Origin of the sequence: Microbacterium sp. HA-8 (assembly GCF_046111165.1) — a bacterium.
In the GTDB taxonomy this organism is placed as follows: domain Bacteria; phylum Actinomycetota; class Actinomycetes; order Actinomycetales; family Microbacteriaceae; genus Microbacterium.
In genome coordinates, this window is sequence record NZ_CP162025.1 from 770,569 (window position 1) to 784,869 (window position 14,301).

The window sequence follows — 14,301 nt, forward strand, 5'->3', positions numbered from 1 at the left end:
TTTGCGCATGCAGGTCAGATCAGAGACGGCGCGGGTGCTCATCACCGTGAAGGCATCGCCTCAGCCGTCGGCGAAGTACGGCGACACGGTGTGCGTCGCCGGCATTCGGGTCGACGGGGGACGGGCCGAGTGGATCCGTCTCTATCCGCTCGCGTTCCGCTGGATGGGTGTCGAGCAGCAGTTCAAGAAGTTCGACCTGATCGACGTCGAGGTGCGGCGGGAGACCAAAGACAGCCGGCCTGAGAGCTACAGGCCAGACATCGACAGCATCAGAATCGTTAGGCACCTCGACGACTGGAAGGACCGTCAGCCGTTCATGGAGCGAGTCGCGCGCACGTCGACGTGCGCGTTGAGCGCCGCGGCTTCCGAGCACCATGACGCACCGTCACTCGGAATGGTCACCGTGAAGTCGGTCTATCGACTGAAGGTTGAACCGTTCGGAGATTGGGCCGAGGCGCAGAAGGAGCGCATCGCCGCGGCAGCCAACCTTGCACCGTTGTCCCTCTTCGGAGATGCGGCGAAGACGCCCGCTGAGTTGAAGGCGCCGCGTTTCATCGCCCGTTACGAGTACTTCTGCACCGCTGATGGCTGCCCGCGGCATGTCGGTCAGATCCTGGACTGGGAACTCACGGCGTTGCAGGGTCGGTTACGTCGCGAGAACGACGCCGATGCTATTGCCCAGATAGAGCGGAGGTTCCACGCTCAGATGTTCGCTCCGGGCCGGCAGACCTCGTTCTTCATGGGCAATTTCGAGGATGCGCGCAAGCGCCACAGCTTCAGCGTGCTCGGGGTGTATTACCCGCCGGAAGGCATCGGCACCAGCGTCGGCTTGTTCGACCTAGACGAGGACTGATGCGTCCGTCACGGCGGCGATGACTTGCTCACGGTGGCAGTGAGCTTCGTCGGCTTCGAAGCACAGAACGGCGACGGACTGCTTCTCCGCGAGGGCTGCCAGTTCACGCACAGCATCGGCGCCGTCACCGCTCGTGATGAGAGCGCGATAGCTGGCTCGGGCTGCGGCGCCAGCGTCCGACGTAGCGTCGGCGTATGCGGCCCGATTGTCCTTCGGGTTGCCGAGGCGACGGTCGTGAATGTAGCGGATGCCCGCAGCCGACAAAGCTTCGGACAGCGCCCGCTTCGACAGGCCCGGCTTGCGGGAGAGGGGAGTCAGCCTGACGTCAACGAGCGTCTCGATTCCTTTCAGCTTCAGGCGCGCAACCACTTGGTCGAGGCTGAGCCCTTCGTATCCGATACCGATCACTCCATGCTCCTTCTGGCTCGCGTTGGTTCGCGCCCGTTGCGCCCGAACTCGACAGGTTGTCGAGCAGGTTCTCGCACCCGCGCGGGCGACGAACTCGGTCCCGCAGACGGTGCAGACGTGTGTGCTGCCGCGACGGCGCAGTTGTTCCTGCCGCACCTGATGGGCGAGCGCTAGGAGTGACTCATCACTCCGTGCGGCGAGCTCCATGCAACGAATATATCTGTTACATCGCACGCGCGGGCGTGTCTTGACGCGAACGTAGCGCCGCAGTCGTACTCTGGCGGCGTCAGAGGACTCTCCAACTGAACATCTCGTCGAGATCGGAGAGCAGATGTCGTTGAAGCGCTGGGAACCCGCGACTAGGGTGAACGCGCCGCAAGCTCAGATCGAGTACGTGCTTCGGGGCGTGGATCATCGTCGTGACTCCGCTGACGTGGTCGATGTGGCTTTCGAGGCCGTCGACAAGGTTCGAACCCCAAAGTCGTGGAAGCACAAGAAGAACTACACGGGCCAGTACTGGGCTGCCGCGACGGGCGGGCATGTCTGGTTCGAGTCGTTGTACGAACGGGTCGCCCTCATGCAGATGGACCGTGACCCTGCTGTCGCTGCGATCGCGTCTCAGCCGATGTGGATTGACTGGGCGGGAATACCTCGACGCCACGCGCCCGACTTCTTCGTCCGTTTCCGCGACGGATCGGCCGCGGTGATCGATGTGAAGCCTCTGCTGCGCATCAAGCCGGATGACGTCGAAGTATTCGACTGGACCTCGACGCTCTGCGGTGAACTGGGATGGGACTACTTCGTCGTGCACGACATCACTGAGAGCGAAGGCCGCAACCTCCGCTTCCTGTCCGGCTACCGGTATAACCGGTGGCGCGACCCGGCGAGCCTGGATGTGATGCGTGCCCACTCCGGCGAGTCCGCGCGGTTGTCGGAGTGGGCGAGCCTGCTGGAGGGTGTAGTCCCTCAGCCGCTGGGTGCGGTCTACTCGGCGCTGTGGTGGCGTGATCTGATCTTCGACCCGTCGCGGCGTTTGTCGTTGACGACGGTCGCGAAGGCGGCGTGATCGTGCGGGTCGGCATCGGTGTGACGCTGACCTGGGACGAGCAGCGGTTCGTGATCATCGCCGCTGACTACCGGCATGTCACTCTCCGCTCTCTGGAGGCTGACTTCACGCGAATGGTCGACGCCGATGAGCTGGTCAGGTTGCCGAATGTCACCTGGCATGCGGACCGCACGGATTCGGCGACAGGCTCAGCGGCCCGCATTCTCGACGGACTCGACGATGAGGAGAGACGCGTTGTCGATGCGTGGGCCGAGCACTTGGCTGTGGTCAAAGCCGCGGTCGACAACGGGCAACCGGCGAAGGTGTACTTCGAGGACGTGCGCACGGCGATGTCGAAACTGACTTCCGTGACCTCGTTGGAGACGGTCCGCCGCAAGTTCCACAGATACTGCGCGGAAGGTGTCCTCGGGCTTGTGGACGCGCGGCACCTCAACCGCGGCAAGCGAGACATCGACGTCCGTATTGGCATGGCGCTGAGCGAGCTCGGCGAGAAGGGGACGACGCGATCATCGGGGACGACGAGCCGGACACTCGACCGACTGCGATGGACTCTCGAGGAGGACTACGGCGATGCGATCGACATTCCCAGTCAGCGCACGCTGTACCGGATGGTCGCGGCGCATCCCACGGCACGGAAGCTGAACGGCTCCGCGAAGTCACGTCAGACCTCGGCCAACAAACCCGGTAGAGCGTTCGGGGTGCACGGTTCGTTGCGACCTGGGGAACATGTGCAGATCGATTCCACGGTCATCGACGTGCCATCGCGACTGCTGGACGGTCGGCTGAACCGTGCGGAGCTGACGGTCATCCACGATGTCTCGTGCCGTTCCATCCTCGCGGGAGTCGTGCGGGCAGTCGCAACGAACTCCGCGGACCTCGCGGGAGTGCTCGCCCGGGCGCTGACACCCTACGAGCTGCGGCCGCCGGGCGCGCGGGAGCAGCGGGAGCGTGTCGCGGCTACATGGACTGGGCGGTTCATGATCGACCAGGAGCGACTGGACCACCACCGGCTCGCGCAGCCGTACATTTTCCCCGAGACAATCACGACCGACAACGGCAAGATCTGCCGTTCAGAGGCATTCCGCCGGGGCTGCGAGCGAGCCGGCATCTCACTCATCCACGCGGCACACGAGACCGGCACCGACAAACCCCATGTAGAGAGCGGCTTCGACGCGATCAAGGACGGCTTCGTCCAGTACTTGGAGGGCTTCACCGGCGGCAGCGTCGATCGCCGCGGCCGAGACGAACCCACCGACAGGGCACTTGCCCTCAACCAACTGCAGGAGCTGCTCGAAGACTGGATCGCCATCGAGTGGCAGAACCGACCGCACGCTGGTCTGTCCGATCCGATGCTCCCGGGTCGGGCGCTCACACCGAACGAGATGTTCCGCGCCTACCGACGCATCGCACCCGAGCTGCACGTCCCCTTCGGCCTGGACGAGTTCATCGGGTTCCTTCCCGCCAAGCGCTGCACGCTGCAGGACTACGGCATCAACCATGCGCGGCGCGTCTACCGCTCGAACCGCCTCACAGAGCTCCGTGCCGCAGGTGCGGGCGGAGAGGGCGCCACCCGACCTTGCGTGATCCGCTACGACCCGCACAATCCACTATTCGTCTGGGTCGAGCACGGTGACGAGTTCGTGCCATTCCGTTGCGTCGGCGACCTCCTCGACGAGCCGATGGGAGGCGAAATCTGGCAAGCGGCCCACGCTGTCGACACGGCCACGGACACAGCGATCCGCGAAGAGGCCGCGTACCTGGCCGACCGAATGAAACGCGCCCAATGGGTCAGGCCCGGCAAAGAGCGCAACCGCGCCGTCCGCACGGCCGAGGTCAACCGCGACCCCATGCACATGACAGGTGTCTCGAAGACGATCGCCCGAGAGACGCCAACGACCGAGCCTGACGGAGATGAGGTCATCTGGGAACGCGGTGGCGGCTTCTCACTGCTCACCGATGACGACGGGGTGTGGGAGCGGCTGACATGACTCAGGCCATCAGTACGCGCGAGGGTTGGTCCGCGTTCGTCAGCGAGTCCTTGGACAAGCCACTCCCCATCACGCGCGCTGAGCTGGACGCGATGTCGCCGGGCGACCGCGCGATGAACCGTGAAGCTCGCAAGCAGTTCATGATTCGCGGCCCGGTGGTGAACACGGCGCAGTTCGCGGCGATCGAGACGGAGATTCTGCGACGCCTGATGCTGAACCAGTACAAGTCGCACGGCAAGCTCGGTGTGATCGTGTCGGGGGAGCCGAATATCGGCAAGACCACCACGGTCTCGCATATTGCTCGCAGGTTTGAGCGTCGCCGACGTGACATCGGGCGGGCCAGCGGCGGCAACTCGATCCCGGTGATCTACGTGTCGGTGCCGCCCTCGTGCACCCCGAAACTGATGCTCGGAGAGTTCGCCCACTTCCTCGGCCTCCCGGTGCGTGCGCACTACAACACGGGAGAGCTGATGAACACCGTCGCCAGCGTGATCGCCGCCTGCGGAACCGAGCTGATCATCGTCGACGAGATCCACAACATCAACCAGAAGTACAAGCAGATGGGTGAAGCGTCCGACACGCTCAAGCAGCTGTCGGAGAAGTGCCCCGGCACGTTCGTCTACGCCGGAGTCGACGTCGAAGCCAGTGGACTGCTCGACGGTACCCGCGGACGGCAGATCAGCAGCCGATTCGACATCCTGAACCTGCACAAGTTCGAGAACACCGGAAGGGGCAAAGCGGGATGGGCAGACCTGCTCGTCGCGGTCGAGGACTCCCTCGGACTCATCGACCAGCATCCCGAGGTGATTCTGCGCCACGCGAGCCATCTACACGCCGCGACTGGTGGTGTGATCGGAGACCTGACCGGGATGGTGCACATGCTCGCGATGGAGGCCATCGACAGTGGCACCGAACGCCTCGATTTGGACACGGTCTTCGGCACCGTCCCGGCTGCCGCCCCTGACCGGGTGCCCGCGACGACATGAGGGTGACGACGCCGGCGGGGAGCGTGCGCCGGCTACCAGTGATGGTGCAGCCCCTGGCCGCCGAAACAATTACGGGATTCCTCGGCAGGCTGGCCACCGCGAACGCCCTCACTCCCCGCGATCTTCGGCTCCACGTCACAGACCTCGCTGGAATGTCGCCCTCGCATCCCAACCTCGAGCGCGCTGCAGCGTGGGCGGAGCGCCTCGGCGGTCTCAGGCCCGGGCACTTCGCGGACGATGCCCGCAGGAACGCGATGTATGTGCGCTGCCAGCACTACGCCTGGCAGCCGACGCTCTGCAAACGCTGCGGGTACATGCAGGCTGCCCGAACCGCGTGCCGACGATGCGCGAAAGGCGAGCAGACCTCTGTCCAAAGCCGGGGAGGCGCGGTCTGTAACCGCCACCGGCGCTGGCATTTCGACGGTGCCGACATCGACCTGACGCGGCTTCCGGAGTTCGCCCACGCTGAGCGTTGCCTGTCCGGAACCCTTTGGAAGCGCGGCGTCGGACTCACCACCGGCGAACTCCAACTGTCGGCCTCACTCATTCGGTGTTGGGCGGTCGACGAGCGACTTGAGGGGAGGATCGTCGATCGGATGGGGGTGATCGGGATCGACTCGCTCGACGCGGACAGCGTCTTCCTCGCGGCCTACCCCGAGATCGTGCGCCTGACCACGATCCTCACCGACCTGTCCTTCGCGAGCCACCTCCTGAGCCCGCGGTTCAGCCTTGCGGAGCAGGTCTGGGCACTCGAAGCCGCGGTCATCACGGTCATGCACGGCAGCACGAACCCACGGCTCCACCAGGTCGCCGAACAGATCGTGGCACGAGGGAAGATGGCTGTGGAGACCGCGTTCGGCATGCGCCAGAACGCGAACAACAAGCGCCCAGCCACGCTCGAGAAGGCACTTATTGCTTCGTCCCAGCGGCACCGAAGCTGCCTGCTCCGGCACCTCAGCACCGTCCGGCTTCAGATCGTCCCTTATGAGGCCGGAATCGCTGTTCCAAGGAGCCGCGTGCTGGACCGCCGGAGGCCTTTGCCAGACCTCGTCGTAGCAGAGACATTGAGTATTTGGACTCTTGAGAGCCACTGGATATTGAGGTTCAGGGCCATTCGATATTGGGATTCGGGGCCAGTGAGTATTGCCGGTGAGCGCCACCCGGGGTGGGTGGTGGCGCTCACCGGCTGGGCTCAGTTCGTCGTGGCGGTGTGTTCGCGCATGTTGACGTCGCCGGTCTCGATCCAGATGGTGTTGTGGACGATGCGGTCCATGATCGCGTCGGCGTGGACTCCGGAGCCGAGGCGCTGGTGCCAGTCCTTCTTCGCGTACTGGGTGCAGAACACCGTCGACGAGGCGTCGTAGCGGCGTTCGAGGAGCTCGAGCAGCATGCCGCGGACGCTGTCGTCGGGGCTGTCCAGGAGCCATTCGTCGATCACGAGGAGGGTGAAAGCGGCGTACTTGCGCAACCACTTCTCCTTCCCTGCCGGCTTGTCCTTCGCCGTGGCCCAGGATTCTTCAAGGTCGGGCATGCGGATGTAGTGCGCCCGGTAGCGGTGCTGACAGGCCTGCTTCGCCAGCGCGGATCCGAGGTAGCTCTTCCCGGAGCCGGTGAAGCCTTGGAACACGACGTTCTGCTGACGGGTGATGAACTGGCAGGTGCCGAGCTGGGCGATCACACCGCGGTCCAGGCCGCGTTGTTCGAGCAGGTCGAGGCGGCGCAGGTCCGCGTTCGGGTAGCGCAGTCCCGCCCGCCGGATCAGGCCTTCGACCTTGGCGTGGCTGAACGCGGCGTGGGCGTCGTCGACGGCCAGTTTCACGCGCTCCTCGAACACCATCCCCAGGGTGAGGGTGTCGTCCTGGACCTCGAGCGCGTCGACCAGCGACGCGACGCCCATCTCCCGGAGCTTCCGCTTCGTCTCGGAGTCGAGCCGGCTCATCGGGCGCCTCCCGCGTAGTAGTCCGCCCCGCGGACGTAGCCTGCGGGCTCCGCTATCGCCGGTTCCGACCAGGGGCTCCTGCCGTCGGGGTGATCCTGGTTCGATTCGAGGATGGGCCGCAGGTGCGCGTAGCGCGGCGAGCGGACCCGTGATGCGAGCGCGATGCCGGCGGCTGCTTCCACCCGGGCCGCGGAGTAGCGGCGCGTCAGCCGTAGCACCGCCAGGGCTGCGTCGAGGCCCTGCTCGTCGACGGGCACCGATTCGAAGATCCGGTTCACCACCGTCGTGGTGTCCTCGCCGATCCGGGCTGCCCATTCCCGAACCCGGTCGGCGTCCCACTGCCGGTAGCGGGGCCTGCCCGGCAGGTCCGCGTCGTGGGTGCGGTACTCGTTCGAGGCCCCCACCGGGGCGAGCAGATGACTGGTCAGGCGCTGATCGCCGTCGAAGATCTCCAGCGTGGTGTCGGTGATGCGCAGGTCGACGCTACGGCCGATGTTCACGTAGGGGACGGAGTAGAAGTTGCGCTCGAACACGACGTGCCCGTTCTTCTGCACCCGGCGGCCGTAGAACCACCGCGAGATCTCGAACGGCACCTGCGGCAGCGGCCGCAGCAGCGGCTTCTCCTCACCCTCGAACACGCCCAGCCGCGAGCCGGCGCGCTTCTGGAACGGCTCCGCGTTGAAAGCGGCCACCCGCTCATAGACCGCCGCCCGCAGCTCCGGCAGCGTCGCGAACTGCCGATCCCGGAGTCCGGCGATCACCCAAGTCGCGATGTTCCCGACGGTGTTCTCGACGCTCGCCTTGTCCTTCGGCTTCCTCACCCGGCCGGGCAGCACCGCCGCGGAGTAGTGCGCCGCGAGCTCTCGATAGGCGTCGTTGAGCACCACCTCGCCCTCCGCGGGATGCTTCAGCACCCCGGTCTTCAGGTTGTCTGGCACGATTCGCGGAACACTGCCGCCGAACCAGTCGAACATCGCGACGTGCGCGCGCAACCAGGTGTCCTGCTTCATGTCCAGCGTCGGCTCCACGAACGCGAACCTCGAGAACGGCAGCGTGCCGACGAACACGTAGACCCGCGCCTGCTTCCCGGTGACCGGGTCGGTCAGCTGCATCGTCTTGCCCGACCAGTCGACCTCGACCGTCTGCCCGGCCTTGTGACCGACCCGCGACGCGGCCCCGGCGATCAGCACGTGCTGCTGGTAGGTCTTGCAGAACCGGTCGTACCCCATCGCCGTCGATCCCGTGGTGCGGCAGGCGTCGACGTACTCGCCGTGCAACAGCTTCAGCGTCACCCCGACACGGGCGAGCTCACGATGCACCCGCTCCCAGTCCGGCTGCGCGTGAACACTGTCATGCTCACCCCGCCCCGGAAACAGCCGCGCATACACCTCGGCTTCGTCGAGATCAGCGACGTCGTCCCAGCCGATCCCTCCCCGGTCAGCGGCGTCGATGACTGCCGCCACGCTCGTGCGGGACATGCCCTGCGCGGCGATCTGCCGCCCCGTGAATCCTTCTGCGCGAAGCCTCAGCACCAGCTTCGCTTTGATCCTGCGTACCATCCGAACTACTCCTTCTGCCGCGCGATAGGTCCGCGCGGCAGAAGGAGCCTAGAAACGATGGCCCTGAACCCGAATATTTGGTGGCCTCCAACGAAGCGATCCCGTCACTGCGCGACCGGCCCTCGGCCGCAATATCGGTGGCCCTCAGAAGAGCGAATACTCACCGAGCCATCTTGCGGCGTCCCTCTTTTGTGATCTTCGACGAGCCTTCCGCCTCGCTTGGCCAGAACGAGACCAAGCGTGTTCTCGAGCAGATCGAGGTGCTGCGGTCGCGCGGTACTGGCGTGGTCTACATCAGTCACCGCTTGGATGAGATCTCCGCCATCGCCGACCGCGTGTTCTGCTTGCGCGACGGTCGAAAAGTCGGTGAATGGCCGGCGAAGGAAATCGACCGCAATGGCATGATCCGAGCAATGGTCGGCCGGGAGCTTTCACAGCGGGACGTCGCACCCCCACCTCACGATGAGGAAGTAGTAGCTGCCGTGGAAGGACTGTGCTCCGACCGCTTCGACAACATCACCTTCGAACTCCGTCGCGGAGAGATCTTCGGGATGTCGGGTCTCGTCGGTGCCGGCCGGACAGAGATCGTGCGGTCACTTGCGGGCGCGGACCGCTTCTTCTCGGGCACGGTCGCGGTGAATGGTCGCGTCGTGAAGATCCGATCGGTGTCTGATGCCGTGTCCGCGGGTATCTACATGGTCCCCGAAGACCGGAAGACGCAGGGGTTGAACCTCAACCGAACCAGCGCTGAAAACATGGCGCTGCCCTGGGAGTCCCGGCTCGTCCCGCGGGGATTCGTCACCATCCGTTTCCTGAATCGGCTCAAGAAGCGGATGACGAAGGAGCTCGACATCCGAGGCAATCTCGACAAGCCGGTCGGGTTGCTGTCTGGTGGGAACCAGCAGAAAGTGCTTCTCGCTAAGTGGCTGGTCCGCACCCCGAAGGTGCTCATTCTGGACGAGCCGACCCGAGGAGTGGATGTCGGCGCCAAGGAAGCGATCTACGAGATCATTCGCGACCTCGCCTCCCAGGGCGTAGCGGTCATCGTCGTCTCTTCCGAGCTAGAGGAAGTCCTCATGCTCTCCCACCGCGTGATGGTCGTGGCAGGCGGACGCCAGCGAGCCGTCCTGTCCCGCGAAGAAGCAACCCCTGAGCGCGTCATGCAGTTGTCAGTGTCCTGACTCGCCTCGCCAACATTCCTTAGGAGTTCTCATGTCTACCCCAGTCACCGACGACACGGCCACCAGAGCAAATACCGGCACCACGCCGAGTACCTCCGCGATTCGCGTCGCGCAGGTGAGGAATCGCCTGAAGGTCCTCTCGGGACCGCTCATCGGACTGATCCTGCTCATCGTTGCGATGTCGTTCTTGTCGCCGGTGTTCCTGACCCCGAACAACCTGGTGAACATCATGGTTCAGGTGTCCTACATCGGCATCATGGCGGCCGGTGCGACCCTGGTCATCATCCTTGGCGGGATCGACCTGTCCGTCGCAGCCGTGCTCGGGTTCAGCTTCATGGTCGTTGCTGTGACCTATCAGAACCTCGGTTGGCCGTTCTGGCTCTCCATCATCGTTGGTCTCGCCGTCGGTGCCGGCATCGGCCTTCTCAACGGCATACTCATCGCCTACGGAGACATCCAGCCCTTCATTGCGACCCTCGCCACGATGTTCGCCGCGACCGGTTTGTCGCTCTACCTCACCAACGGCACCCCCATTCTTGGACTGCCTGACTGGTTCCAGGGGCTGTCGCAGTTCCGCCTGGCGGGGATCTCGCTGCAGGTTTACCTCATGCTCGCTGTATTCATCGTCGCTGGATTGTGGCTGCGCTACCGTCCCGCGGGTCGCTCGCTTTACGCCATCGGCAGCAACGAAGAGGTCGCCCGCCTGTCGGGCATTCGAGTCAAGCGGATGCAGCTGCGCGTCTACGCGATCGCCGGGTTGCTTGCCGCTGTGGCAGGCCTTGTGGTGGGCGCCCGTCTGAACGCGGCACAGCCTGGTGCTGGCAACTCCAGCGACTTGCTCAGCGTGATCGCCGCGGTTGTCATCGGTGGGGCGAGCCTCGCCGGTGGTATCGGGTCGATGTGGGGAACGTTCGTTGGACTTCTCATCATCGGTGTCCTCAACAACGGGCTCACGCTGCTGAACGTGTCCCCACATCTGCAGCCGGTCGTCATCGGTGCGGTCATCATCCTCGCGGTGCTGAGCGACGGTCGCCTCATCTCGATGATCCGATCCCGCGGCCGATCCACCGCGCACTGACGAAAGGGCAGCTAGGAATGTGGGCACTTGATCTCTTCGCAGGCAAAGTTGTCGCCGTCACCGGCGCTGCATCTGGCATCGGTGCGGCTATCGCCCGACGCTTCCTGGAGGCGGGCGCAACGGTGGCGGCGGGAGACCTGCAGATTGAGCTCTTCGCTCGCCTGGAGCAGGAGCTGGGCTCCGATCTCAGTCGTCGGCTCGTCCCGTTTTCGATCGACGTTTCTGATCCTCAGTCCGCAGACGCGTACATCACCGCCATAGTGAGCAAGCTCGGTCGGCTGGACGTACTGGTCAACAACGCCGGCATCGCCCCAGTCGGATCGGTGACCGAGACCACAGATGATCTGTGGCGGAAGGTGATGTCCGTAGATGTGGACGGCGTCTTCTACGTCTCACGGGCAGCGCTGCCGCACCTCGAGACCGCTGGCGGAGCCATCATCAACACCGCGTCGGTGTCCGGGCTCGGTGCTGACTTCAACTACGCCGCCTATAACGCCGCGAAAGGCGCCATTGTCAACTTCACCCGCAGCATGGCGATCGACTACGGCAAAGCGGGTGTGCGCGTAAACGCCATAGCTCCCGGTCCCGTGCGCACACCGCTCCTGGTGAGGAACCTCGAAGCACTGCCCGGTCTCGAGCAGGCATTCGGCAAATTCATCCCGCTCGGGAGAATCGCAGACGCCGTAGAGATCGCAGACGCTGCCGTGTTCCTCGCATCGCCCGGCGCCTCGTTCATCACGGGTGCCATTGTGCCTGTTGACGGCGGCGTCACCGCTTGGAACGGTCAACCCAACGGCGACTTTGTTCAGTAACTGGAAGGTCTAAGGAGATACAGATGAAAGACGGAATGTTCGTGTTCGACTGTGCGGTGCACACTCAGGACTTCACGGATCGTCAGATCGCCCCTGGTACGGACGGAAAGAACGTCGTAGCTCATCGCGTCAATCAGGCCGGATTCAATGAGCTGATGGCCAGCAAGGGTGGCCCAGCGCCTAAGGCGGACTTCTACGACCCGGTCGACCCCGACTGGGCCAACGATCAGCTGTTCAAGCGCTCTGACACGGACATCGCGATGGTGCAGACCGTGCCGCTGTTCGGGCCTTGGAAGGACTCGCTCGGCCCCGCACAGTTGTGTTACGACCTGACGCGCAAGAATCCGAAGCGTCTTCTGTTCACTGGGGGCGTCGACCCGAGTTGGCAGGGACTTGACTTCGCTCTGCATGAGATGGAGCGCCAAGTTCACGAGATGGGCGCAATCAGCTTCAAGTTCTACACGTACCAGGACCGCGATCACTATTGGCGGGCAGACGACCGCGAGGTTGCCTATCCCTTGTATGAGAAGGCGCTCGAACTCGGTATCAAAATGGTGCAGTTCCACAAGGGGTATCCCCTCGGTATGCATCCGGTAGAGGCATTCATGCCGAACGACCTCCAGATGGCGGCCTACGACTTTCCGGATCTCAACTTCGGGATCCATCACATGGGCGATCCCTACGTGGACGAGATGATCTCAATCGCCGGTCGGTTCCAGAACATGCATCTGCTGCTGCCGCTGTGGTTCAACCAGTACTTCCTCCAGCCCTACCCGATGCTCCACCGCATCGGTCAGGCACTCTTGTTCGTCGGTCCTGATCGCCTCGCGTATGGGTCGGAGGGCTTCATCTGGCCCGATATCCAGTCGTACATCGACATGTGGGCGAACTTGGAGATGCCGGAAGAACTCCAGGAGCGATATGGCTATCCCGAGCTCACGCGAGAGATCAAGGAGAAGGTCTTCGGGCTGAGCTTCGCGCGGGGTCTTGGCTATGACATCCCGCCCGAGTATCAGAGCGGGGCTTGATCGTGGCCGTCGACCCAGACGAGCTTCAGCGTGCCCTCCAGTTTGTCCGTCCGCGCCTCCGCGGCCACGCGGGAGATATGACGGCTGTGGTGGACGACGAAGGAAACGTGACGATCGAGTTCTACGGCGCGTGCGAGCGTTGCCCTGCGATGGCGGTTACCTACGCCGGACTGGTCCAGACCTATGTGGAGGCGGTGCCGGGGGTTCGGTCTGTCCGTGCACCTCAGATCAGCGCGTCGCCCCAGACTCTGGCGAGCATTCGTCGGCGTCTCGGTGTTCGAGCAAACTCAGCGGTACCACTCGGACTGCCCACATCGCGGACGGCTCAGGCGCCGGGTGAAAGTGCCCCCACGTGACCGGGCACGGGTGCCTCGTCGTCGGCGCGAGTGGCGTGACCGGTGGCGCGATTGCGCGTTACCTCGAGGCTGCGGGTCGGCAGGTCATTGGGCTCTCAAGAACTGGATGTAGGGCCAATGCCGCCGCACCAGAGCACAACATCCGAGGAGATCTCTCAATAGCCAATGGTGTGGAGAAGGGTGCCCTGGGGGACATCCGCCATGTGGTCTACGCGGCGTATGTCGAAGGTTCCTCGCATCGTGAGACCACGGCTCTGAATGCCGCGATGGTCAAGAACTTGCTGGAGGCGCTCGACCGAGATCGCGCGTCCGTCGAGCAGATCGTGCTCATCGGTGGTGGCAAGTCATACGGTGAGCATCTCGGACCGTACCGAACTCCTGCTCGCGAATCAGATCCGCGGCTTCTCGGACCGATCTTGTACAACCCTCAAGAGGACGCAATCTGGGATTGGTCATCCCGGAGAGGATCGTCCTGGACTGTTCTGCGACCCGACGGCGTGATCGGATTCGCGCCCCGTTCACCGATGAACATCCTTGCCGGGGTGGCTGCTTTCGCGATGCTCAGCAAGCAGGAACGGGTCCCTCTCCGCTTTCCGGGAAGCCCGGGGGCGTGGGACGCGCTGCACCAGGCGACGGATGCTCGAATCCTGGCCAAGGCCGTCGAGTGGGCGTTTGACAGCACAAGCGCGCGAGGGCAGATCTTCAACGTCACGAATGGTGACCTCTTCAGATGGTCGCAACTGTGGCCCGCTATCGCTGAGTTCTTCGCCATGCCGTATGACGTACCGCAGCCGCTCTCCCTAGAGGCTCACATGGCCAACCGCGACGACGAGTGGGACGAACTGGTAGTCCGTGACGGGCTTCGGAGCGTGGGGTTTGCTGACTTCGTTTCCTGGCCGTTTATCGAAGGTTGGTGGCAGACGGATTTCAGCATGATCCAGAGCACCATCAAGATTCGCCAAGCCGGGTTTGGAGAGTGCATTGACACGCACGACAGCTTCATCGAGCACCTCACTGCGTTGAGGAAAGCCAGGATCATCAACTGAA

Annotated in this window: 13 protein-coding genes; 10 read left to right on the plus strand and 3 right to left on the minus strand. The window is 64.0% G+C overall.

The features are described from left to right. The first annotated feature begins 7 nt into the window (after positions 1–7). Positions 8–853 (plus strand): hypothetical protein, encoded by an 846-nt coding sequence (locus AB2L57_RS03680; protein ID WP_409048101.1) that lies wholly within the window; start codon positions 8–10, stop codon positions 851–853. On the opposite strand, the gene AB2L57_RS03685 is transcribed toward AB2L57_RS03680, so the two are convergent. Further along, on the minus strand, positions 839–1,261 hold the full coding sequence (locus AB2L57_RS03685) for a DUF488 family protein (protein ID WP_409048102.1): 423 nt from the start codon (positions 1,259–1,261) through the stop codon (positions 839–841). The genes AB2L57_RS03680 and AB2L57_RS03685 overlap by 15 nt on opposite strands. Before the next feature lie 331 nt (positions 1,262–1,592). On the opposite strand from AB2L57_RS03685, the gene AB2L57_RS03690 reads away from it, so the two are divergent. From AB2L57_RS03690 to AB2L57_RS03700, 3 genes are read left to right on the plus strand one after another with little or no spacing between them, the layout of a single operon-like run. After that, positions 1,593–2,327, plus strand: coding sequence for a TnsA-like heteromeric transposase endonuclease subunit (locus tag AB2L57_RS03690; RefSeq protein WP_409048103.1), 735 nt, complete (start codon positions 1,593–1,595; stop codon positions 2,325–2,327). A gap of 2 nt (positions 2,328–2,329) precedes the next feature. Further along, on the plus strand, positions 2,330–4,315 hold the full coding sequence (locus AB2L57_RS03695; protein ID WP_409048104.1) for a Mu transposase C-terminal domain-containing protein: 1,986 nt from the start codon (positions 2,330–2,332) through the stop codon (positions 4,313–4,315). Next, positions 4,312–5,301, plus strand: a complete 990-nt coding sequence (locus tag AB2L57_RS03700; protein WP_292815436.1) for a TniB family NTP-binding protein — start codon at positions 4,312–4,314, stop codon at positions 5,299–5,301. The genes AB2L57_RS03695 and AB2L57_RS03700 overlap by 4 nt, the downstream gene beginning before the upstream one ends. Positions 5,302–6,493: 1,192 nt before the next feature. On the opposite strand, the gene AB2L57_RS03705 is transcribed toward AB2L57_RS03700, so the two are convergent. Both AB2L57_RS03705 and istA read right to left on the minus strand, forming a co-directional pair. Next, positions 6,494–7,240 carry an ATP-binding protein gene (locus AB2L57_RS03705; RefSeq protein WP_409046896.1) on the minus strand — a complete coding sequence of 249 codons (747 nt, stop codon included), beginning with the start codon at positions 7,238–7,240 and terminating at the stop codon, positions 6,494–6,496. Then, positions 7,237–8,799, minus strand: coding sequence for an IS21 family transposase (istA, locus tag AB2L57_RS03710; RefSeq protein ID WP_409046895.1), 1,563 nt, complete (start codon positions 8,797–8,799; stop codon positions 7,237–7,239). Before istA ends, AB2L57_RS03705 begins: the two co-directional genes overlap by 4 nt. Before the next feature lie 191 nt (positions 8,800–8,990). Between istA and AB2L57_RS03715 the strand changes: the two genes are divergently transcribed. The 6 genes from AB2L57_RS03715 to AB2L57_RS03740 all read left to right on the plus strand — a co-directional run bounded on the left by AB2L57_RS03715 (position 8,991) and on the right by AB2L57_RS03740 (position 14,300). Then, positions 8,991–9,980, plus strand: coding sequence for a sugar ABC transporter ATP-binding protein (locus AB2L57_RS03715; protein WP_409048105.1), 990 nt, complete (start codon positions 8,991–8,993; stop codon positions 9,978–9,980). 196 nt (positions 9,981–10,176) lie between these two features. Next, complete coding sequence (locus tag AB2L57_RS03720) at positions 10,177–11,058, plus strand: ABC transporter permease (RefSeq protein ID WP_409048106.1); 882 nt, start codon at positions 10,177–10,179, stop codon at positions 11,056–11,058. Between the two features lie 17 nt (positions 11,059–11,075). Next, entirely contained in the window at positions 11,076–11,870 is a 795-nt protein-coding gene (locus AB2L57_RS03725) for an SDR family NAD(P)-dependent oxidoreductase (RefSeq protein ID WP_100809658.1), read from the plus strand. 23 nt (positions 11,871–11,893) lie between these two features. Beyond that, entirely contained in the window at positions 11,894–12,898 is a 1,005-nt protein-coding gene (locus AB2L57_RS03730) for an amidohydrolase family protein (protein WP_100809659.1), read from the plus strand. 2 nt (positions 12,899–12,900) lie between these two features. After that, on the plus strand, positions 12,901–13,254 hold the full coding sequence (locus AB2L57_RS03735; protein WP_157813848.1) for a NifU family protein: 354 nt from the start codon (positions 12,901–12,903) through the stop codon (positions 13,252–13,254). Continuing rightward, positions 13,251–14,300 carry an SDR family oxidoreductase gene (locus AB2L57_RS03740; RefSeq protein ID WP_100809661.1) on the plus strand — a complete coding sequence of 350 codons (1,050 nt, stop codon included), beginning with the start codon at positions 13,251–13,253 and terminating at the stop codon, positions 14,298–14,300. Before AB2L57_RS03735 ends, AB2L57_RS03740 begins: the two co-directional genes overlap by 4 nt. The last annotated feature ends 1 nt before the right edge of the window (position 14,301 follow it).

Bases quoted from the DNA above. Each gene is read 5' to 3' on its own strand.
- AB2L57_RS03680 (WP_409048101.1), top strand. From the start codon at position 8: ATGCAGGTCAGATCAGAGACGGCGCGGGTGCTCATCACCGTGAAGGCA.
- AB2L57_RS03690 (WP_409048103.1), top strand. From the start codon at position 1,593: ATGTCGTTGAAGCGCTGGGAACCCGCGACTAGGGTGAACGCGCCGCAA.
- AB2L57_RS03700 (WP_292815436.1), top strand. From the start codon at position 4,312: ATGACTCAGGCCATCAGTACGCGCGAGGGTTGGTCCGCGTTCGTCAGC.
- AB2L57_RS03705 (WP_409046896.1), bottom strand. From the start codon at position 7,240: ATGAGCCGGCTCGACTCCGAGACGAAGCGGAAGCTCCGGGAGATGGGC.
- istA (WP_409046895.1), bottom strand. From the start codon at position 8,799: ATGGTACGCAGGATCAAAGCGAAGCTGGTGCTGAGGCTTCGCGCAGAA.
- AB2L57_RS03725 (WP_100809658.1), top strand. From the start codon at position 11,076: ATGTGGGCACTTGATCTCTTCGCAGGCAAAGTTGTCGCCGTCACCGGC.
- AB2L57_RS03730 (WP_100809659.1), top strand. From the start codon at position 11,894: ATGAAAGACGGAATGTTCGTGTTCGACTGTGCGGTGCACACTCAGGAC.